At 46.6% G+C, this 22472-nt stretch carries 18 protein-coding genes and 1 pseudogene; 15 read left to right on the top strand and 4 right to left on the bottom strand.

Annotated features, from left to right (window positions below):
• Positions 1 to 420 precede the first annotated feature (420 nt).
• Positions 421 to 786, top strand: coding sequence for a hypothetical protein (locus tag AC1DWB_RS08660; protein WP_477540647.1), 366 nt, complete (start codon positions 421 to 423; stop codon positions 784 to 786).
• Between the two features lie 18 nt (positions 787 to 804).
• Here the strand turns inward: AC1DWB_RS08660 and AC1DWB_RS08655 are convergent, their stop codons facing one another.
• Both AC1DWB_RS08655 and AC1DWB_RS08650 read right to left on the bottom strand, forming a co-directional pair.
• Entirely contained in the window at positions 805 to 957 is a 153-nt protein-coding gene (locus AC1DWB_RS08655; RefSeq protein WP_477540698.1) for a hypothetical protein, read from the bottom strand.
• Positions 958 to 1297: 340 nt separating this feature from the next.
• Positions 1298 to 1495, bottom strand: coding sequence for a hypothetical protein (locus AC1DWB_RS08650; protein WP_477540646.1), 198 nt, complete (start codon positions 1493 to 1495; stop codon positions 1298 to 1300).
• A 576-nt stretch (positions 1496 to 2071) separates the two neighbouring features.
• Between AC1DWB_RS08650 and AC1DWB_RS08645 the strand changes: the two genes are divergently transcribed.
• On the top strand, positions 2072 to 2809 hold the full coding sequence (locus AC1DWB_RS08645; protein ID WP_477540645.1) for a stalk domain-containing protein: 738 nt from the start codon (positions 2072 to 2074) through the stop codon (positions 2807 to 2809).
• A gap of 162 nt (positions 2810 to 2971) precedes the next feature.
• Positions 2972 to 5242, top strand: a complete 2271-nt coding sequence (locus tag AC1DWB_RS08640; RefSeq protein WP_477540644.1) for a tetratricopeptide repeat protein — start codon at positions 2972 to 2974, stop codon at positions 5240 to 5242.
• 57 nt (positions 5243 to 5299) lie between these two features.
• Here the strand turns inward: AC1DWB_RS08640 and AC1DWB_RS08635 are convergent, their stop codons facing one another.
• Positions 5300 to 7390 (bottom strand): ATP-binding protein, encoded by a 2091-nt coding sequence (locus AC1DWB_RS08635; RefSeq protein ID WP_477540643.1) that lies wholly within the window; start codon positions 7388 to 7390, stop codon positions 5300 to 5302.
• Positions 7391 to 7614: 224 nt separating this feature from the next.
• On the opposite strand from AC1DWB_RS08635, the gene AC1DWB_RS08630 reads away from it, so the two are divergent.
• From AC1DWB_RS08630 to AC1DWB_RS08575, 12 genes and pseudogenes are all read left to right on the top strand, one after another.
• The gene (locus AC1DWB_RS08630) at positions 7615 to 8514 is read left to right on the top strand and encodes an AraC family transcriptional regulator (RefSeq protein ID WP_477540642.1); all 900 of its coding nucleotides are present in this window, start codon (positions 7615 to 7617) and stop codon (positions 8512 to 8514) included.
• Positions 8515 to 9169: 655 nt separating this feature from the next.
• Entirely contained in the window at positions 9170 to 10159 is a 990-nt protein-coding gene (locus tag AC1DWB_RS08625; protein WP_477540641.1) for a LacI family DNA-binding transcriptional regulator, read from the top strand.
• A 114-nt stretch (positions 10160 to 10273) separates the two neighbouring features.
• On the top strand, positions 10274 to 11065 hold the full coding sequence (locus AC1DWB_RS08620; RefSeq protein WP_477540640.1) for a hypothetical protein: 792 nt from the start codon (positions 10274 to 10276) through the stop codon (positions 11063 to 11065).
• 269 nt (positions 11066 to 11334) lie between these two features.
• Entirely contained in the window at positions 11335 to 12669 is a 1335-nt protein-coding gene (locus AC1DWB_RS08615) for an ABC transporter substrate-binding protein (RefSeq protein ID WP_477540639.1), read from the top strand.
• Between the two features lie 15 nt (positions 12670 to 12684).
• On the top strand, positions 12685 to 14544 hold the full coding sequence (locus AC1DWB_RS08610; protein WP_477540638.1) for a right-handed parallel beta-helix repeat-containing protein: 1860 nt from the start codon (positions 12685 to 12687) through the stop codon (positions 14542 to 14544).
• Positions 14545 to 14645: 101 nt separating this feature from the next.
• Complete coding sequence (locus AC1DWB_RS08605; protein ID WP_477540637.1) at positions 14646 to 15674, top strand: SGNH/GDSL hydrolase family protein; 1029 nt, start codon at positions 14646 to 14648, stop codon at positions 15672 to 15674.
• A gap of 562 nt (positions 15675 to 16236) precedes the next feature.
• Positions 16237 to 16470, top strand: coding sequence for a hypothetical protein (locus AC1DWB_RS08600; protein WP_477540636.1), 234 nt, complete (start codon positions 16237 to 16239; stop codon positions 16468 to 16470).
• A gap of 92 nt (positions 16471 to 16562) precedes the next feature.
• Positions 16563 to 17336, top strand: coding sequence for an SDR family NAD(P)-dependent oxidoreductase (locus AC1DWB_RS08595; protein ID WP_477540635.1), 774 nt, complete (start codon positions 16563 to 16565; stop codon positions 17334 to 17336).
• Between the two features lie 200 nt (positions 17337 to 17536).
• A pseudogene (locus AC1DWB_RS08590) lies at positions 17537 to 17662 on the top strand (IS1595 family transposase); the annotation flags it as partial.
• Positions 17663 to 17837: 175 nt separating this feature from the next.
• On the top strand, positions 17838 to 18302 hold the full coding sequence (locus tag AC1DWB_RS08585; RefSeq protein WP_477540634.1) for a phage tail protein: 465 nt from the start codon (positions 17838 to 17840) through the stop codon (positions 18300 to 18302).
• A 501-nt stretch (positions 18303 to 18803) separates the two neighbouring features.
• Positions 18804 to 20666, top strand: a complete 1863-nt coding sequence (locus AC1DWB_RS08580; protein WP_477540633.1) for a beta-ketoacyl-ACP synthase III — start codon at positions 18804 to 18806, stop codon at positions 20664 to 20666.
• The gene (locus AC1DWB_RS08575; RefSeq protein ID WP_477540632.1) at positions 20663 to 21538 is read left to right on the top strand and encodes a DUF6999 family protein; all 876 of its coding nucleotides are present in this window, start codon (positions 20663 to 20665) and stop codon (positions 21536 to 21538) included. Before AC1DWB_RS08580 ends, AC1DWB_RS08575 begins: the two co-directional genes overlap by 4 nt.
• Before the next feature lie 18 nt (positions 21539 to 21556).
• Here the strand turns inward: AC1DWB_RS08575 and AC1DWB_RS08570 are convergent, their stop codons facing one another.
• Positions 21557 to 22372, bottom strand: a complete 816-nt coding sequence (locus AC1DWB_RS08570; protein WP_477540631.1) for a hypothetical protein — start codon at positions 22370 to 22372, stop codon at positions 21557 to 21559.
• Positions 22373 to 22472: the final 100 nt, after the last annotated feature.

Below are 22472 nucleotides of genomic sequence, written 5' to 3'. Positions count from 1 at the left end.
GAACGGAGGGCGACCTCTGGTCCCGTGCTTGCTTGTGCTTCTGTGTCAATTGATAAAAATGTAGTTCGATTCCAACCCCGCTTTTGTCAAAAGTTGAGAAACTGTACCGATTCCGATCAAGCGGCCTGTAACAGGTCGGCTATTAAACGGGCAGGATTGTGTAATCACTTCGCGAATATTTCAAATACGGTGAAATGGCTAAGTTCATAAAAAAGACCTTTTAACTGAAATTATTGCAAAGGCGGGGAGACAATAAACAAGTTAAAAGTTAAATTACTTTTATATTTTGCACTCCTCATGATTGTTAGTTTACCCATGATTATTAAGATTTTTGAGAACATTGAATATACGAGAGGTCTGCGATCAGCGATAATCAGCTATTACACGGCCAATTGTAATACGGAGATTCTTTTTATTGATATGACAGTTCCTTTAGTTCAGATTAGCAACTTTATGTATATCGGTGGAAGGGAACAAGTATGGGGTGCAAATATTAACTCAAAGGATTACTTTGAAGGCCACTATGGAGATCAAATTATTACTTTACATGAACCTAAATGTGTAGAATTAGATAGAGCTCAATCATGGGTATATGATCATGAAAAGAGGGTTTTTACTATAAGAAGTGGTAGCTATTCTCTCAGCAGCAATGATAAGAAAGGAGTTTCTGAAGGGTCTTTACTTTTCTATATTTTGTTATATAGCTTTGCCCTAATAGTATCAATTATTTTGACTGTGAGAACCTTAGTTAGAAGATTATCCAGTAAACGAAACAACATCAACTAACACCAGGGGGGAGGAGAGCTAATCCTCCGGTGTGCGGTCAACGTAAAGTCGGGTTACTGAGGTTGAATCGCCTTCCTTAATTTCATTTTCAGTAGGCTTTTCTTCAAGCTGATCGTGCATATTCATTCCAGGTGCAATTGTAGGTACATGGTCTTCTTTTTCGTTCGACACAGGGCTTCCTCCTTTCGTTATCAGAAAGTAGGATAGCCAACTAAATGTAACATTATCCAAAGCCTCCGAGCAGAATAGAAACCCAGGATACAGTGCCAGTTAATGGACTACGTTGAGTTACCTCCTTTCTACGGTGTTGATACCAGGCGTCATAAGGTATGGATCAGCAGTGTTCGCCGACCGCGTCAGCAAGAGTCGGTAATTAATATTCTGAATTGTTTTACATATGGGGTAATTGGGATGGTCTTATGCAGTACTGTTCAAAGATAAAGTGTATAAAGGATTAGGAAATAAAGAAGCCACTAACGAACTCAGAATTCGTAAGTGGCTTTTATAAGATTTATTGTTGTCTACCCGGATGGTGATGCATTGGATAATGATGATAATGATGATGATGATGGTAGTGATGATAAGTCATAATATGAGGATGCCCAGGATGATAAACATGGTGAGGATGATGATAAGGTTCTCTTTGCTGAAGATCCGTTTGCTGAGGTTCCTTTTCTTGCATTTGTTGATAAATATTTTCTTGACTCATTGTTTAACTCCCTTCCTTGAGATTAATCTATACTATGCTGGAGCCAAGAATAAGGGCATGTACCTAAAAAAATGGGCATTAGCTGAAAATCGTGGCTTTATTTGTTCGCCGGCGAGTAGATTACTTCGTCCCAAAAACAGGACTCCGTAAACTGTTCTGGTCATCAGTGCTGCTCAAGGCACTCCGACTCGTAGACTTGCCTACCGATTTCGGGACAGAAGAATCTGGGTAAGTGGGGTAATGGGAGAATATCGTATAAACAAAAAGCCAGCCCTACAACTATTTGCAGGGCCGAAGGTTATTGGGTCTCCTCAATTGTACTCATTCATTATTAAGTCTACCTTAAAAATCAATTAATAAACTTTTAAGTTTACCTTAATTCCGTTACCGTCAGCCCATTCCGTGGTGATACACAGCATCGGTGGAGTGGGGCGGAACTTTTGATCGTAGGGTGATGCTGTGAGTTGGCCGAATAACGAAAACTGATAGTTTTTTGATGTAGAAATTGATAGCGATTATTTGGGATGATAAGTACGGATGCTGATCCATTAAACATAAAGAAGAGGAGTGTTTTTTTTGGAAAGGTTAAGCAGGAAAAAACTAACAATCATGTTATCCATTACGACCGTTCTACTCATGTTAAGCGTTGCATTTAATGTGTCTGCGGCATCGAATCTGGTAGAAATTCAAGCCTTTTTGAACAACGAAATCAAAATAATGCTTCACGGCAAGTCATTTGAACCGAAAGATCCGGATGACGGGACCAAGTATGTTCCCATTACCTACAAAGGAAGAACCTATTTGCCGATGCGCGCGGTTGCTGAAGCAGTCGGTTTGGAAGTGCTGTGGGACAATAATACGCAAACCGCAAGTATTGGAAATACCGGTGGGGAGATTGTGAAAAATAAGATCAGTTGGATCAATGCATCTCCCGAGTTTGGAGGGGGAGCTTCCAATTATCGGTTGAAAAGCAGAACGCCGGAGCTTTTGACGGCAGGAGACAAGACGGTATTTGATTTCGGTTATTTTGCTGAAAATTCTGCAGGGCAATCGGAGAGTTTCAATACAAACTTTGGATATGACAAATTTAAAGCTCGTTTCTGGGTGGATGATGATAAGGATGAAGAAGGGAAGTACAACTATCTAGATTCATTTATCGAAATTACCGACGAACACGGAATTACGATAAAGAAAATAGATGTGGAATACAACAAAATGTACGATGTAGAAATCAATATAAAAGATGTGAAGGAATTAAAGATTTGGGTTCGAGGTGGAAAGAGCATCATCGGCGAACCGATGCTAGGGAAATAAAGTAATCCTGACATAAGTGTTGTAAAGGCCGATGATCCTGATGGAGTCGGCCTTTATCAACGATTCAGAATGATTAACTTCGCTAATTGTTCATCGTCTCGGTAAACGCACGGCGTCAAAGGACGCCGTTAGGCGTTTATCCTTTTGGAGGTATATAACGTCATGAAGAATAGGATGGGTTCAGGAATTCGCCTACTGATTGTCTTATCTCTAGCTACCGCCATGGTTGGCTGTCAAGATGATCAAGCCGTATTCAAGGGTGAAGTAAAGGAATACAATCTGGTCGTAGACAAGATCGACCGCGTTGTCGAGGCTTTAGTGCTGGATACGTCGAATTTGCCGATAGCAGACCCATTTGCCATCACTGATCCGGTCGTGAAATCCAAACTTGCCATCGAACTGGCCGACGACATGGCCTATGCCCAGTTTTTCGATCTGGTTACGGATCCGATGCTCGTGATTGCCGGGAATGCGGTCAAAGCTTATCCTCATCCGCTGCTGTTGAATAACTACGCCTCTATGCTGTTTGGAAGTGGAAGTTCGGAGGACGCGCTGTTTTTTTATTTGCAAGCGTTGAATCAAGAACCGGGTAACCCTGTCTTACTTACGAATATCGCCAACGTGTATATCGAACAGGATGACTTTAATGCTGCGCGTCAATACGCCGAACAAGCGCTGCTGGCAGTTTCCGATTTTGGCCCCGCCTACCAAGTATTAACAACAGTGAACTTGAAGGATGAGCATAGCGAGCTTGCCGCCGAAACGATGGTGAAGAGCGCCAGGCACATGTTTAACGAGATCACCGTCCACCATTTCGACTCTTTTCTGGAAGCGGTTAGCGGTCTGGATCCCGAGTTTGATGAGTATCCGCTTAAAGAAGCGTTTTTAGATGAGCTGTATGAGATAGCTCGGACGAATGTGGACACGAAGAGTGTCAAACGCAGCGTAGATACACCGTCAGGGCAGATCAAGATCAAACCGTTCCCCTATATCGCCGGAGCGGATGATTTGATAAACTCGCAGGATTATATCAAAAGCGAAAGCGACAAGCTGTCGGCGCAGTATGCCGAATATAAATCGGAAGCTATTTTATACGATCGGGGGTATTACAAACATCTCCATCCGGACCCTCCGGTAGAAGGGGTTTATCCGATACAGAAAAATATGAGGCAAATTTATGCGTATAAAGTGATTGAATCGTTCTATAATTTTCGCCTGCAAAAGCTGCATAAACAGAAGCTCCGGATGATCAAAAGTTTGGAAAAGGAGCGGAGCGAACGACTGAGGCAGTTGAAAGCGGTTTACACGCCGCAGCGTGAACAGATTAAGAAGGATGGAGATAAGGCTAATCAGCAAATGCTGGAGGGGCTCCTAGGTTTGCAATCCTTCGATGTGATGAAGTCGCAAAAGGCGGCGCTTCAACTGGCACAACTCGATTATGAATGGCAAACGAAACAATTCGATGCCTACAAAGAAAATGCAAATCGATTGATAACAGAATGTCAAAACCTATACGAAGCTACGAAAAAAATCCTGGAAGAGTTTTGGCTCAAATCAGGCGGTTTGCTTAAATATATGACCAGCGATGTGGTATTTCAAAAGTTGGATACACAAAGGAAAATGGTCGTATATGACTATATCTCGGACCCGGTCGATATATTGGCGGATGCCGCCAACCCTCTGTATATGCAAAAAATCGAGATGGACCGAGCGGAATATCTTGTGCAGGTAGTACAGCAAACAGCGAGAGCGGCTGATCGGGCACAAGAAATAATGGAAGGGGACAAAAAACGCAGGGAACAGCAAGAAAGTATGAATCCCGAGTTCGACAAGCTCGAGCGGGAAGCGTATGAAACTTTTCCTGAAGTGGGGGACACGCCGGAATCCAGTCTGAGTCTGAGCCTCTTCGGGTTCGGCGGATCGCTGGCTACGAATGGCGATGCATATGAATATGGCGGGGAGACGCCGAACGGGTTGGTATCCGGCTCTGTACAAAAAAGCATGTCCAACGACGAAGAGAAAGTGACAACGCTTCTCAGTGTCCAGGCAACCGCCAATACGGAATGGTTTCACAACAAAAAGGCGATCGAACAAGCGTTAAAGAGTGGAGATAAGACAGGAAGTGCAGCGGGTTTGTTAGGCGGCATTAACTTTGCAGTTTCAGAAACAATCAGGAAAGGAGAGTATGAAACAAACAGAACGGGTCACGGGGTGATCGACCAAGGAAAAGTGTATATACGGGAGCGAACTGTGGGTAGCGGCCCTTTCAGTCGAACGGAGAAAGTCGAGATTTCCAAGTCGACGAAGATGATTAATGACGAGAGGGGATCAAGGATGTCGGGCGTAGCTGAGTTGAAAAGATCGGTCAGGTATTCCTTTTCATTCGAAGCGAGAGGTGCCGCGATTTCTGGCGGTATTACGGTTAGAGAATAATCATATAGGCCGACTACCCTGCTCTGTTGGTGTCGGCCTCTCCGATTCTTGCATTCCCTATTTATTGACCAATTCGTAAGCCAACTTGCGCACGGCCATTCGCAAATACCTGAAATAGCTTGGATTCGGGATATTCAAATATTCTGCAACCGTTTCATGCGTGCCGATTTTTTGAAGATAGGCATAGTGTAATATTTGATAGAAGCGCTGATCCTCTTTGTTGCCTTGAGAGAGCGCTTGCACTGTCGTTCGAATCTTTTCTTGAATCAGATGTGCAGTCAACTCCGCTTCCCGATCCGAATGATCGTCTGTCAGCAAGGGTCGCAAGGAGACGGCTATCTCAGGCTGCAGAGGGAGACGCGAAAAATGTTTAAGCGCACATTGAACAAGTTTGACCGCTTCTACCAAGGGTAGTCTCAACGGAGTCTCAAGATTGGACGCTTCCATTGGCATGATGGATTTCGTCGGTTCCATTGCCGAAATGATCCGATCCACTTGTAGAGGAATATCCTCTGTCCTCAGATCCAACTGGAATCCTTTATATTCAACACCCATCTGAGTAACCGAATCTGCCCATGGTGCCCTATCGAAACCCAGCAAGGGTATATACGGAATCCAGTTCGGCATCGAAATCAAATCAAGAATGAATGCTTGGTGGTCGATGATCTTGATCAACGCGCGCGCGACCGAACCGCTGATTTCGTTCTCTAATTCCGGTTCCACTCCAGCTATACATACGATGTATTGCCGCTGATTAGGATCAAATTKGGAAGTTGCAGGCGCGGTTGTGGGATGATCGCGGAATATTCGGATGGTCTGTTCCGTAAAAGGAATACATGAACAGAAAGCGACGAGTTGCTTCTCTTGCCAAAGTCCGGTGAAAGTAGTGGGATCGATGTGCCATAAGGGACGGATTAACGATTCTAGGTGAATTTCTCCCGGAACATAATTGGATTGACTGTGCAAATACTTCAAATAAAGCTGTTCCACTTGCTCCAAATCCTGTGCCTTACATTCACGAAGAGTCAAACTATCGTCCCAATGAAAGCAAAAACCTCGAACAAAATCGTCTTCATGCAAGTAAATTTTTTCAAAAGCGAATTCCGCTTTCTTATCAGGTTGCGCGAGTTCCCGTTTGCGCAATGCGTCCAATGCATGCTTACGGTAATTGTGGAACGTCTGGGGCATGCGGCTGCGGAAGTCGGTATATATCCAATGACGGACGGAATCGTGTAGTGACCAGCTATTCTCTTGTCTAATCACGAAAGGAAGCAAACAAAAATCGCGAAATCTTTCCGTCGGGATGATCTCCTGGAGCAATGTTTGCAAAAGCTCTTGGTCGAATTTCCAAACAACCGATGCCGCTTCTGTGTATCGTTGGAGCGAATCGCCTATATCTTTGGTTAATTCCATAGCCAGGTATCCAATCATTTCCTTTTGCTGCGAATGATCAAGAAAGCTTGTTTGACCGTTACGTTCGATGATTTCGCAAGCCATCGATAAAGCAAGCGGTACACCATTCGAAAAGCGCAGTAAAGCGTCCGCGATGTCCCGATTCGCGATTCCACGCAAATTCGTGTAATTCAAAACCTCTGTATTCGAAAGCGGCTGCAGCTCGATGTCCCGCATAAGCAGATTCCAATCACCGCGCTGCCACTGATCCTTCAAAGTGTAGCGACCGGCTACAATTACCTTGACGATCGGACTCAGTTTGAGGAGAAATTCATTGCGAAGCCAATACTCGATCGCTCCCCACTGTTCGAATGTATCTAGAAAAAGAACTACTCCCTGTTGCTGAACAGCATAAAGATTGAGTAGTTCGATAACTTTTGTTATCTCTGAAGCGGCTGGATCATTTTGATTTACCGCATCGTCTTTAAGGGGCATAGTCAACATGTTTTCCAGAAGAGTATGGCGGATCTTCGACAAAAAATCGTGGGGCCGTTGAAAGCCGCTATGTCCGTCGAAATAAAAGCATTGGGACGGGGCCATCGTTTGGGCAAACAGTCGCAGTAGTGTCGTTTTTCCAATGCCGCCTGGTCCATGAACGTTCACCATTTGCCATCCGGGGTCGGATAACGTTAACTTAAGAATGGCTAGTTCCTTTTCCCGACCGACAAATAATGACTTTTGCCGTTCTAGCAGCAAATCGCTTATATTCAGGTCGGTTACCCCCTCAAAGTGTTAATGGGCTGACGAACATACACTTCCCGCTCATTATGAAGCATAACGAATTCAGTAAACTATATCAACATGTTAAGAGGTTTTGGTTCAAAAGGATCACAGCTCTCAAGACGCAACTTAATTGTGCACAAATAGTTGCGATACGACGCGGCAGCTGCTCTATACTTCGATGGAGAGGAGGGGAACTGATGGATTGGCTTGCAAGGATGAATCGAGCCATGGATTACATTGAAATGAATTTATCGGAAGAGATTGAACTGGCTGAGGTTGCCCGTAAGGCTTGCTGTTCGTCGTATCAGTTCCAAAGAATGTTTTCATTCATAACGAATGTGACGCTTGCGGAATATATTCGGCGTAGACGGCTTACCCTTGCCGCACTTGAATTGCAAAATAGCGATGCTACTAAAGTTATCGATATTGCCCTTAAGTACGGCTATGAATCGCCGGTTTCTTTCGCGAGAGCTTTTCAATTGCTGCATGGTGTCACTCCGGCAGTGGCCCGTCAAGACGGGATCGCGCTCAAAGCCTTTCCTCGGCTTTCCTTCCTAATCTCGATTAAAGGAGCAGAAGCGATGAATTATCGTATCGAAACAAAAGAAGCTTTCCAAGTATTTGGCATCGAAGGAGTGTTTCACACAAACGGAGACGGCGAAGCGCCGAATACGCCGGCACTATTGTGGCAGCAATGCCACGCCAATGGCGAAGTCAAGAGACTTGCCGCCAATGCGGGCGAGTTGCCTTCTTTTGTGAGCCAGGATCTATATAAGGTACATGCGGTTTGCAGCTATAGAAAAACCGGGAATGAGACTTTTCCGTATATGCTGTGTGCATTTAAGAGCGAGTCCAGTAAAACAGACGGATATTCTACCATCACGATTCCCGCGCATACTTGGGCCATTTTCCACTCAGACCCGTTCACATGGGATAAATTTGATGAGACCATCGAGACGTTATACCGGCGATTTTTCTCAGAATGGCTGCCAACGGCAGGATATGAGCAGGTCGATGGATTGGATTTCGAAATCTACGGCGGCGCAGCCGGACTTAGCTACGTTGAACTATGGTTTGCCGTAAGAAAAATTGCTTAATCTGGATGATGATTATTAATGGTGTATAACAAAATCCCTGTAAATTGGGGATTTTTGTTTTTAGTACTAACTTTGGTATCGAGAAACCTTTGATACTTCTAATGGGAATGCAGTATTAGCCAATGTTCTAATGAACAATACGAATTGGACCATCTATACGGCATCCTTCACGGCTCCAGCGGCCTATGATCATGTCTTGAAGGTTATTATTACGCATGACAATCCCGCCGGCGAATACATTAACTTAAGATCGGAATTCTATTGTCCTTTTGTTGTGTATTATTACCCTATATTTACCAATCCCATCCATTGACTGCCAAGGCCATGGACGATCTGCCCTTGCGAAGTTCATTGAAGTAACGGGCACGTTAGTTCATTCAAAAGGATTAAAATCTCTCATTAGTAGCAAACCTAGATTTAGTAGGTCTAGTGGATGCATTGCAGCCATTTTGGGAGTCACTTTGCAAATGCTAAAGGAATATTTGGCTAAGTAATCAGATCGATTGAAGCCAAGTAGCTTAGGACATCGTATTCGCTGTTCGTTCTCTTTTTCGTTCTTTTGTTCTAGTCATATGGTGAATGGTGTGCTATAATAAATTTATCTTTAATATTAATGTAATCGATTACAGAGACGCGTACAGAGGATGAATCCTGGATGAGCTCCATCAAAGAAGTTGCAAGTCGAGCAGGCGTTTCCGTCGCAACGATTTCCCGGGTGCTGAACAACGATCCGGTCGTCAAGCCCGACACGAGAAACAAAGTGCTGCAAGTGATCAAGGAAATGAATTACAAGCCGAATTTGCTGGCCAAAAACTTAAGGAAGCAGGCGAGCCGAACGATTGTGATGGTGCTTCCGTCCATGTCCAACCCATACTTTTCGGAAATCGCCCGAGGCGCGCAGGCTGCTGCGTATGACAGTACGTACAACATTATTATCGGGACGATCGAGTCGAAACGGTGGATTTTGGATACGTACATCAACATGCTCAAGACAAATTTGGCCGAAGGCATCGTCTTCGTTTCGTCCAGCGCCAGCACGGAGTTACTGGAAAGCTTGATGGGCGACTACAAAGTGGTGCTATGCACGGAATATTATAAAGGCATCGACGCCACTTGCTATACGATCGACAACCGAAAAGCCGCATACGAAGCGACGAGCGAATTGATCGGGCGCGGACTCACCTCTATAGCGTACATCACCGGAAGCCGCGAAACGAGCTCGGTTGCCGCCCGGATCGAAGGATACAAAGATGCGCTCCGCGAGGCGGGCATTCCGTTTCGTCCGGAACGTATAGCCGGCGCCCAGAACAAATTCGAGCATGTGAAAGAGGCTGTCAACCAGATGGTGCAGCAAGGCTTGGAGATCGACGGGATCATTACCCATTCGGACATGCAAGCTTCCTACGTATTAAAAGGGATCAAGGAGCGTTCGATTCACGTTCCGCAGGAGATCGGCCTGATCAGCTTTGACGGGACGTTTTTGGCGGAAATCACGAATCCGACGATTACGACGATCGTTCAGCCGCTATACGATTTGGGCTACGGCTCTGTTCGGAAGCTCGTCCAAAAGCTGAATAACGAGCCGGACGTAGGGGAGGAAGGGTTGATCGTGCTGCCGCATCATTTGGTGGTACGGGAGACGTGACAGTCGGGGACGGCCTTCCTTTTTTGTTAATAATGTAATCGATTACAAATGGCAACTATCGCTGAACATGTTGCAACGATAACAACGATGACGACACTGAAAGGGGCTTTCCGAATGGCAATCGTTACGAACTCGAAAGTGCAAACATTCGTTCCCGTATGGGCTCCGTTTAAAGGGTTCTCGCTTTTGTTCGACAACCCGGGCGACAGCTATTCCAGATTAAGCGATTTTGCGGCGTTGGAGAAAGTCGATTGCCGCAAGGACGAGCGGGAGCTGGCGTTTTACCGGACGCTTCGCGATACGACCGGACAAATGGCGCATGAACTGACGCGGGATTATTTATTTTGTCCTCTGCCGCTGCACTCTTATCATGTAACGGTTTGGGACGGAATCAACGACTTTAATGTTGGCCGGCTGAATGAAGTGGAGCGGGCGGAAGCCATGCGCTTGCTGCAGGGAATGCCCGCATCGTTTCATGCGGATCATGGGGTGCTGAAGGGCGATGGGGGCGTGCCGGTCGGGATCGACGCGGAGCCGATCGAATTTGCGTATGACCGCTGTGAGAAATGGAACAATTCAGTCGTCGCTTTGCTAAAACCGGCCGATGACCGCTCCGATATGGCCTTGCGCAGCCTGGAGAAACGACGCGAGGAGCTGAACCGCAGCTCCGAGGAACGGTTCGGCATCGCCACGGCGACGAAGCCGTACCGGCCACACGTATCGCTCGGGTATTTGGCGAACAAGGAGCTCGGTGAAAAAGCCGAAGACGCCGTGCGGAGACTAAATGAGCTGCTGGCGGCGGCAATAAGCGAAACGACGATACGATTTCCCAGCATAAGCCTGTACGGCATGACGGACATGGAAACGTTTTTTCGTTGGACGACGGAAGGGAATAGGCAAGCTTAACATATTCTTTACGAGAACGTGCACCTCATTTTACATATTGGTGATATGCTGGAAGTGGCTGACGAGCCAAGTGTGCGTCCGAGAATGTAATCGATTACGAAAAGCTGCTTCCACTATGCAAGTATGAGTGTTGGATATAAATCACAGGGGGTGATTTCGCCGCTGAACCCAATAAGTATTGGTTGTATTGACTGAACTCTTTAATTTGTCAAAAATGTAATCGATTACGAATAAACAAAACATTGAAATCGAAGGGAGTCTTGAAAAATATGAAAAGTTCAAAATGGGCGAATCAGATGAACCGAAAAATGGTACGTGTTTTACGATACATACTCCCGGTCGCGGTGATTGCCGTGTTGGCCGCTTGCTCGTCATCGGCGGATCCGAAAACGACCGTTAAGAAGGAAGAGGAGCCTGCTCCCGTTACGATGAAGATCGGAGTCAAGAAGGGCGGCTATTTAACCGACGAAGAGTTTAAAAGGTTTATCGCCGACCCGGTGCGGAAGAAGTACCCGTATATTACAGCGGAAAGAATCGACTACGACGACAAATTGATTCCCGAGATGCTCGCCTCGAACAGCGTACCGGACATCATTATTACGAACAACGTAAACGGCATTCCCGCGATCAGCGAATCGAAGCTGCTGAAATCGCTCACCGAAGGACTGAAAATACACGGCATCGATTTGGCGCGGTTCGAGCCCCAATCTCTCGAGGCGATGAAGGCTGCCGCGCAAAGGGACGATTTGGTGGCGATTCCTTACACGAGAAGCTTCAGCGCCTTGTATTATAACAAGGACATTTTTGACAAGTTCGCCGTACCGTATCCGAAGGACGGCATGACGTGGCAAGAAGCGACCGATCTGGCCAAACGGCTTACGAGAATGGAAGAAGGGAAGCAGTACCGCGGATTGGAGCCGAACGTGCCGGAACGAATGGCCATGCAGCTGTCTTTGCCGTTTGTCGACACGAAGACGAACCGTGCGATCATTAATAACGATCTGTGGAAAAAGGTGCTCGTTCAGGCTGCGGATATTTACAAAATTCCGGGCAACGAGAAGTATGCGTGGAAAACGGCCGGCATTAACGCCTTCACTAAAGATCGAACACTGGCTATGCTGGCCGACGTTAATATCATGACAACCGCCGGGTTGGGCGCGTTGACGGATTTGAACTGGGACCTCGCAGCCTACCCGGTATTTCCCGAAGCGCTGGGAAAAGGGATGGGACCCGATTTGCACATCATGGTTCCTACGAGTACGAGCAAGTACCCGGATGAGGCGTTCCGCGTTATCTCCGCGGTCATCTCCGATGAGGTGCAGCTCGATATGGCGAAGCAGGGCAGAAGCAGCATCATGAAAGACGAGAAGTATAAAACGGTATTTGGGCAGGACTTGCCGTTCCTGAAGGGCAAAAATGTGGCTGCCGCCTATAAGACGGTTACGGCGGATCCGTACCAGCCGTCGCTTCACGATACGGCCGCTATGAGCGTTATCCAGGCTGAGCTGCGAAATATGTTCCAGAAGGGAAAAGACGTCAATTCGGCTTTGCGCGATGCCGAAGAGAAAATCAACAGCGATATTGCGGCCAAAGGGCAAAAATAAAACGAGGTGATCTCGATGTATTTAGAAGACAACCGTGATTCGAAGACGAAACTTAGCCGCAGAAAGCTGCTGCAATCATTCGGCGCCGTAGGAGCCGCCATGGCTTTCGGATCGATCGGAGCCGTCGTGGCGAATGGGAAAGCGTATTCCCCTGAGGATAATCATCCGGTCGGCACGGTGACGGACAGCGTTTACTCGACCAGCAAAGGGCGCTCGGATCACCCGCGCTTCGAAGAGCATGATTCGGCCCCGATCTTCGATGTGAGACGCCTTGGAGCGGCCGGAGACGGAGTCGCCGACGATACGGCGGCGTTCGAGCAAGCACTGCAAAAGGTGAAGGAAAACGGCTGCGGTGTCGTTCAGGTGCCGCCGGGGCAATATGTCATTACGCGGGCTCTACGGCTGTGGCGAAATACGTTTATCCGGATGGATGACAGGGCTGTGCTCAAAAAAATGGGTGATCCCGATACGAATTTGAAGCTGTTCGTCAATGGTGAAGTCGGCAACCCGGGCTATGCGAGCGGCTACGAAGGCGACGGTAATATTACGGTGATCGGCGGCACCATCGATCTGTGCGGCCAGACGAATGCGCCGACCAAACCGTCGCTTAATTTTCAAGCTTTCGCGATCGCGCATGCCGACGGCGTTCATATTGAAAGGGTAAACTTTATTAACGGCCACAACGGCCATATTATCGAGTTCAACTCCAGCCGCAATATCAAATTGATCCATTGTTTATTTAAGGACCAATATGTTCGCGGGACGGGTCAATACGAGATGGTACAGATCGACTTCGCCTCGAAGGAAGCTTTCCCCACATTCGGCTCGTTTGACGATACGCCTTGCCAGGACGTATTAGTGTCAGGCTGTTCGTTCGAAAACGGTCATCGGGGCGTCGGCACGCACGGCTCGAAGTACAACCTTGCGGGCAATCAAGTATTTCACGAACAGATCCGCATCGTGGACAATCATTTTAAAAATATGGCGGACATCGCCATTAAGCCGGAAAGTTATCGCAATGCCGTTATTTCCGGCAATACGATCGACCAAACAGGCAGCGCCGGCATTGCCTTGTACTCGTGCCAAAATACGATCGTATCGAACAATACGGTCCGCGCGGCCGGATTGCACGGGATTACGATTTCCCGCAAAACGGTCAGCGGTGGATTTGACGAGCCGTCCGTTCACATAACGGTATCGGATAACATAGTGACGAATACGGCCAATTCTCCGCTAAGAATAATCGGAGGATTACGGATTTTGCTCGAAAGCAACCTTTGTTCGATTTCCGGCAGGGAAGGGATATACGTAACGAATACGAACGATATCGTTGTGCGTAATAACATATTCCGGGGAGTAGCTCAGGCGCAGCACGGTCTATATTACGGATTTCGCGCGGACGGCTGCACCCGGCTCGAGGCGACGGGCAACTCGATCATCAACTCCGATTTTCCGAGTAATTACAAATACGCCGTTTACATACCGGCCGGCAGCTCCGGCGTGAAGGTGAGCGGCAATACGATTGCTTCGGGGACGTTCGGAACGATTCTCTGCGATGCGGCGGATTCAATCGTGGAATCTGAGGGCGGCGAGCGAATGCTGACAGCCGTCCTGAGTGAAACCTCCGGCACGATTACGTTAAACGACGATATAACGAAGTACAAAAGCGTGATCGTGGCGACAGGCTCCGTGTCCGACGGGAATTTGCGGCATGAATGGGCTAGAGGCTGGTCTACGTCCGGCTTCAGGCCCGGTACAGACTATTTGAACGTTAGCACGTCAAACGGGAAGCTGGTCGCTACAATCGATACGAATAATCGGATTACCATCATTAGCGCCAGCGATCCTTTGCGGTACATTATCGGCATTTTGTAGCCGGATTGTCGCCCTTAGCGTTGAAACATTTAGGTTGCCAGTCTGCTCCACAGCTTGTACATTAAAGGTAAACCGATGAAAGAGAGAGGGGAACTCCGCACATGCAGAGAATCGAACTGAGTCATTCCATATTTAGAGGTGCCGTTTCACTGGAACAAATGGAGGATGGAATAAAGCCATGGCGTATTAATTACAATCAATACGAACTGTTTCCGCCGAATGGAATTAACGGAACGGCCGTCTTATCCGCCGGCGTACGTTTGCGATTTGCAAGCGACACAACGACCGTATCGCTGGAGCTGGCTTCTGTACAGGTACAAGTTCAAGTCGACCTCGTCAGCGGAGATGCCCCTTTGATGACTAAAGTGCTGGAGCCCGGCGAAACGACGGTGCGATTCGACCAGCTGCCGGCCCAGGACAAGGTGATCGAGCTATATCTTCCTCAAAAAGCAAGCACGGTCGTCAGAACGATCGGCATCGACGACAACGCCAAATGGCACATCCCGGAAGATCGCCGACCGAAGTGGATTACATACGGCAGCTCGATTACGCAGTGCAACGCCGCGTTCAGTCCGGCGCAAACTTGGCCGGCGATCGTCGCCCGTCGTTTCGGGCTCGATCTGACATGCCTCGGCTATTCCGGCCAATGTCATCTGGAGCCGATGGTCGCCCGTACGATCCGGGATTTGGACGCCGACTTCATATCGCTCTGTATGGGCATTAACGTGTACGGCGGCAGCACTTTGAGCAAACGGACGTTTCGGGCGGCCGTTATCGGGGTCGTCCAGATCGTGCGCGAGAATCATCCGGACACGCCGATCGCCGTTATGTCGCCGATTTGGTCGCCGCCTAGGGAAACCGTGCAGAATACGGTAGGATTCACGCTGTGCGAAATGCGTGAGGAGATCGAAGCGGCAGTGGCGGCGATGACCTCTTTGGGCGATAAGCATCTGCATTATGTCCACGGACATACGATTTTCGACGAAATGTATGCGGAGCATCTGCCCGATAATCTGCATCCGGACGGGAGAGGCTACGCGATTATGGGAGAGAACTACGGGGACAAGGTGATGCAGCCGCTGCTTGCACAGTATGGACTGGGTCGCGGGCAAGCCGTTGCGAACGGTTAATTTGATGTAAACAATGGTGCCTGCACAATCGGTACATAGGCTACAAACCGCATCTGGTGGGATTACGAGTTGAAGGAGCTTACCCAAGATTATCCGAATGCAGGTTATTGAGAAAACAAGGACAATAAACGAACAGCCCAAGCAGCCCGGCCTTTGAGGCTCGGGGTGTTAAGACAGCTCCAGGTTGCTTGGGTTTAATCAGGTCCCGCTATGAGATAGGTGCGGCGGGAATGTAAGTATATCCTTGTCATTTATATAACTATGTTCTTGTCATCTGTCGAATGACGTGAACATATATCGATAACTGGCCGCCTAATGGCGGTTTTTGTGTGTTATGGATATATGTTCTTGTCAAACGTGAATGACATGAACATATATCCTTTGCCGATGGGAATAATGCCGAATGGAAACCTGAATAAACATAGAAGATTATGTTATGGATGTATGGAAATCAGAGTACAAGGAGAAAGAATTATCGGATGTAATGGCGGATTCGAGGGTGTCAGTGCGGCACTAGCCATGTATATGCACAGTGGTTATACATTGGCGGTATTATCAAATTATGATCATGGAGTTATGGGAGTTCATCTACGAGAGCATCATGACAACAGGCTACCGCATCGCCACGTTTACGATTGCTGCGAATGAATTCGCCCCCCATCGGACTGCTCTCGTCCATCGCCTTCGATATGGACCGAAGTCCTGGCACGGTGGGTCTCATCGTGACGGCCTATGCTTTGATCGGAGCAGGGAGCGCCCTGTTGTCCGCCGAAAGTATATTAAGTATTATTTATAGGTAGAATTTAATGAAGAAATGAGTTAATAATCACAAAAATCACTTTCGACTTTCTTGCATATCGTGTTAATTTAAACCAGGAGGTTGCAGCGATGGACTTAAAGTTATCTGGAAAAAAAGCACTTATTGTAGGAGGAAGCCGTGGTATTGGTAAAGCGATTGCCCGCCAAATGGCTCTGGAAGGTGTAGACTGTACGATTTGTTCAAGAAACGAATCCTCGCTAAAAATCGCTGCAGAGGAATTGGCTCAGGAAACAAAAAGAAATATCTATCCGATTGTGGCAGATACCATGAATCCTGACTCTATCCTAAATTTAGTTGAAAATTCAGCTAAGGCGATGGGGAGTATTGATATTCTAATCAACAGCGGGGCCCGTGTTGGCGGTCAAGTGCCGGAGGATTTTTACAGCATTAAAGATGAACTTATTCTGAAAGATTTTGAAGAAAAGTATTTGGGCTATTTTCGCAGTATCCGTGCTGTAGCACCTTATATGATAAAAAATAATTGGGGACGTATCATTAATATAAGTGGTTTGGCTGCCAGAATAGGCGGCAATTATTTTAGTTCCGGTCCGCGTAATGCATCTGTTGTCCATTTAACAAAATCCGCATCATTGGAATTAGGGAAGCACGGAATTACCGTCAATGCGGTTTATCCAGGGATTGTAAGTACGGAAGCATTTAGAGAACGGGTTACTGATGAGGATGCTTTACGCCAGTTAGCGGCAATGAATACGCTCGGTCGCTTGATTACAGGGGAGGAAATTGCTAATGTCGTTACCTTCCTGGCTTCACCTTTGTCGGCATCGATTAGCGGCGATGTCATTTCGGTAACCGGCGGAATTGGAAATACCGTTTATTACTAAAAAGTTAGGACGATACTGTTAACTGTAACGCAGATTATCAATACAAAAAAACGAGCCTCGCTAAAATCTGAGGTTCGTTTTTTGTTTTTATCGTTGTGTGACTTGGCTTTATGGCACTTGTCGAAGAAATAACCTGATATAGAGTAAACTCGCGTTAAAACTGACTGAAGCTGCCGGCATGATCGGCGGCCTAGGGGGAGATTTCTCATATCCAAAACGTGAACGGTTATCATGCGAGATTAAGTCATTGGATTGACCGATTTTAAGACGTTGGAACAAAATACCAATACCTTAATAATGATTTGGTATGGTTTCAATTCCTCGAATGAAGGGCTTTGACGTAATTCACCAGTCAAAATTTTCTCTTGAATCATTTGTGGTATAATATTTGGTAGATAAGAGGACTAATTTGAAATTTGGCTATATGCGTGTTTTGGCTTATTTTTTGATAAAATATGGATTCTTAATGTTAGGAAAAAAGAGAGAAAACGAGGGATGGGAATGTCGTATATCGTTGATTTTAAAAATGTGTCTACGGTTGGTTTAGAGTCTTCACCTGTAGTAGAAGCGCTTGCTGGTTTACGTGCTAATGAAGCCCGTTACTTTATGAACAAATACGAGCATGAATTTACGGTTGTACCAGCTAGCGAAAGTCAGGAGAACCTTGATTATGTGAACCGCATTTTGAAAGAAGAACGTGATATTGCGTTTGCGGCCAAACCTTTAGAAACGTCGCGTTTTCAAGTGGAAAATATCCAATTTACCTACGTCTTTTATGAGGATGGTCTTGCGCTCAATGTCATGTATACGGTGGATGACCCTAAGAAGCGGGCCGTTGGTTTTAAGCTTTCTGAGGGGATGGAGGTACCAAAGGAGTTAGAAGAGAAGTTTAAGTTTGCTAGGCAGAAGTCTAAACTAGCTGGAACAATTCGGGGCTCGTTTTTTGTAATTAAAGGACAATATTAAAGTAAGCAAAAGCGCAGTTGGAGAAATTTTGTTTGATTTATTAAGCGCTACCTGGACGACTGTGAGAAAGGCTGTTCGAATGAAGCGAATTGGCATCGGCGTCGAATTACAAGAACGATTGGCGCTTAAATCGAGTTGGGTATGCCTTCGACATGTAGAAAAACAAAAAGCACACGGATATAAGGGGGCTCCTTAATTCGTGTGCTTTACATTATATATAGCATATTACTGAAGAAGAATGTTGACGCAAAAAAAAATTTCCTACACACATAGGCGAATTGTTGATGCCATTTCAGACGTAGAAACCCACTGTTGACCCGCCAATACACCGTAGTAGACCTTCAGTTAAAGGAACCGAACATCGAAGATATCATTAAGGAAATATATAAGTAAGAGACTAATGTATAAAAGTACTACAAAAACTTAGTACTAGTCATTCCTCCTCAAATAGCCGATTATGAAGTTATACTAATATTTGGCTATTTGTCAGAAGGAGGCACTATGAATTCGGTTTATATCACGAGTATAGGCAAATTTCTTCCAGGATCGCCAATCGGGAACGATGAGATTGAGGATTACTTAGGCCGAATTGGCGGGAAAAACTCGAAATCCATGAGACGGATCTTGGAGCAGAACCAAATTCGTTATCGGCATTATGCCATTAATAAAGAGCAACAGAGCTTATACTCCAATGCAGAGATGGCCAACCTTTCTATTCGCGATGCTCTGGATCGCAACCGTGACATACGAAATGAAGACATTGAATTTCTTGCCGTTGGTACGACGCAGGGAGATTTGCTCGTTCCCGGCTTTGCAAGTATGGTACATGCTGAAACGGGCTTACCTGTTATGGAGATTGCGACACACCAAGGCGTTTGCGGTAGTGGGATGCAGGCGATGAAGAATGCATTCCTTCATATCCAGTCTGGGGAGAACAAAGCAGCCATTTCATGTGCAAGTGAATTTCCAAGTCGTGTGTTCAAGCATACCCGGTTTGAAGATCAGGGCAAATATGCAGAGCGGGCCATTCCATTCGACACCGATTTTCTACGATTCATGTTGTCAGATGGAGCGGGTGCCGCGGTATTGCAGGACCAACCAAGCCGAACTGGCTTATCCTTCCGTATTGAATGGATCGATAACCAATCTTACGCTCCCTTATATGACGTGTGCATGTATGCCGGCATTAATAAAGACACAGAGTCCTACAAGTCTTGGATGGATTATGCCACTATTCAGGATGCAGCTGACGATGGAGCGATGAATCTCAAGCAAGACATACGACTAGTGAACGAGATGCCCAAAGTGGGTGTCCAGCGCTTCTTCGAACTTGTGGAAGAGGGCAAAGTAAACCCGGCTGCGATTGACTGGATGGTGTGCCATTATTCTTCCCATTTTTTCCGTGAGGAAATTTTTCGACTGTTACAGCTGGGCGGGTTGATGATTCCGGAGGAGAAATGGTTCACCAATTTATATACAAAAGGGAATACAGGGGCTGCGTCCATCTATATTATGTTGGAAGAGTTGCTTAATGAGGGGCAGCTTGCTCCTGGTGAACAAATCTTATGTATGGTTCCGGAAAGCGGGAGATTCCAAACTTCATACATGTTGCTTACCGTTGTAGGTACCGACAGCAAGATAGCAGCAGGTTTCACAGAGCGACAACCTGAAGCACCGCATGTCCAATTCGATGAATTCCAAGAAGTCCAATCTTATTTGGTTCGTCAACTGGTCCAGATATGGATTGACTTTGAGCAGAAGTTAGCTCAGGTTCCTATTATTCATAAGCTGTATCACAATAAATTTACGCTGGAAGATTATAAGCTTCTCATGGAGAACATTCGACAGCAGGTCATTGACGGTTCGCAATGGATTGCTCGTGCCGCTTCTTACATCTCGATCGAACATATTGATTTGCGATCTTTGTTCATTGCCCATGCGCGTGATGAGCATCGTGACTTTCAGATTTTGGAGAGGAATTATTTGGCTGTTGGTGGGGCGCTGACCGAGATACAAGCCGGTGAGAAAAATATAGGCAGTGAAGCTTTATCCGCCTATTTATTCCAGCGTGCGAGCCGGGAGAACCCGGTAGATTTGATAGGGGCTATGTGGATCATAGAAGGTCTTGGCTGTAGAATGGCAAGGTATTGGGGGGAGATGATCCGTGACCAATTAAACCTTCAAGATGAGCATGTCTCCTTCCTGCTCTATCACAGCGATTCCGATGAGAAGCACTTCGAACGGCTTGAAGCTGTGGTGCAGCATCCGATGTTAACGATGGGGATAGCTGCCAGGATGGTTAAGACGGCGAAGACGACCGCACGATTGTATTTACTCCAATTAGAGGAGTTGGGGAATACATGAGCCAAGCCGACTATTTCAAGAATATGCCTCATGACAAACGTGACCCGAATCCATTTCTAGCTATATATTTGGACCAAAGCATTCCATTCAATGAGGAGGCGAAGGCGGCTTATTTGAAGGATTGCTCCAGCAAATCCAGACAATTCCTGCTCCCGATCCTAAGGCCATTAGCTAGGCTTCTCATTATCCTGTTTCAGATCTACAAAATCATTTTTCCCAAAGCATTTACCTCCTCCAAAGTGCTGCACCGCATATTATATTGGGGGATGAGGACGTTTGTAAGTCCCGATGCGAACTACATGATTCTTCGCCATTTCTATCTCGGTTCAGAAGTACTGCAGTTCATTCGGGATAATGTATCTGGCGTTCAAGTGGATATGAATCCGCTCAAGCCAACCAATCTCAAGCCGGTGAAGGATGATTTGTTTCTAGTGCACGATTTGAACTTATATAACTTTGTGATCAACTTGAACCGGGAAATTCGAGAGAAGAACATTGAGGTTACCAAACAAGTCAGACTGAACTTCAGCGGCATTACTTCCGACACGCTCCCTATCGAGCCGATGCCGAATCGGTGGACCAACTTTCTTGATCTGACTACTGCCATTGAATGCTTCACACCGGTCTACCAGTTGTTCCTGACCGATAATGACTTCTGGAGGGCGACGAATTCGTTGCAACTAGATGAGACGATCGGCATTCTTGCTTCCAAAATTATCGGCAACAATGACAGACTCGCGCTCATTAATAACAAACATCCTATGGTTCCGCTTACCACGCTTCGTGCCGGTTTCCGCTTAGTGCTGCATGGGCTGGCCACGGAACAGATGCATGCCCTGTTGGTGGAGCTCAAAAACAAACAGGCCTCCTAGACGGGGCCTGTTTAATATTTATTCCACTTTCTTCCTATCTTGCATCTGTGCCACTTTGATATGTTTGGCTAGTCCGAGACGTTTGCAAATTTGGATGAACTGCCACGATAAATCATATTGGCCCTTCATCAGGCCCATCTTAGCGCTGGACGGGAAGGTGTGATGATTGGCGTGCCACTCACCCGCACCGAATATCCCAACAATCCAATTGTTTCTCGCCATATGGCTCACTTGATAGGGGCGTCTCCCGTAAAGGTGAGCGATACTATCCGTAAAATCACCAACGGTATAAATGGCCAAGTATGTGATATAAAGACCGATCAGACCGCTGATTCCCCATATCCCATACATTCCGAAGATGAGAAAGCCCATATGAAAAAGGATGATTACTGCATAAGGAGTGGGCCTACTTAGCCAAGCATAGTATTTGTCCTGCATCACATCCGTGGCTAATTCATTGAATTGCTGGTTCGTTCTCGGTCTCCAGAAAGCATCGAAAAGCGTGCGAAGCGGTCCTGCTGCTGCATATAGTGCACATAGAATCGGATTACGCGTCCCCAGATACCAGCCGCAATGAGCATACCAGAAACCGTCCTGCACCGGGGAGTGAGGATCATTCACCTCATCTGTATGCTGATGATGATAGCGATGGTTCCCTGCCCATTGAACAGGAGTTCCAGCTGCCAGCCCTATAGTGATCATCGATTTCTCAAGCCAGCCGGACAGGACAAGGGCTCTATGACTTAGTGCTCGGTGATACCCGACGCTGATTACGATGGCTGCTAGTAAATAGTACCCTATGCAAAAACTGACCAGACTCAGGATGAACGCCACCTTCTTTCTTTGTTTGTCGTCTTGAAGAGCTGGTCGAAATAGGGGAGAAAAAAGCCGAAGTTACCCTTATTCTTATCATGATGTGCACTATGTCGAAGGG

The organism is Paenibacillus sp. P4_E11 (assembly GCF_056401635.1).
The sequence above is the reverse complement of the archived record's forward strand: the minus strand, read 5'-3'. Positions and strand labels throughout refer to the sequence as shown.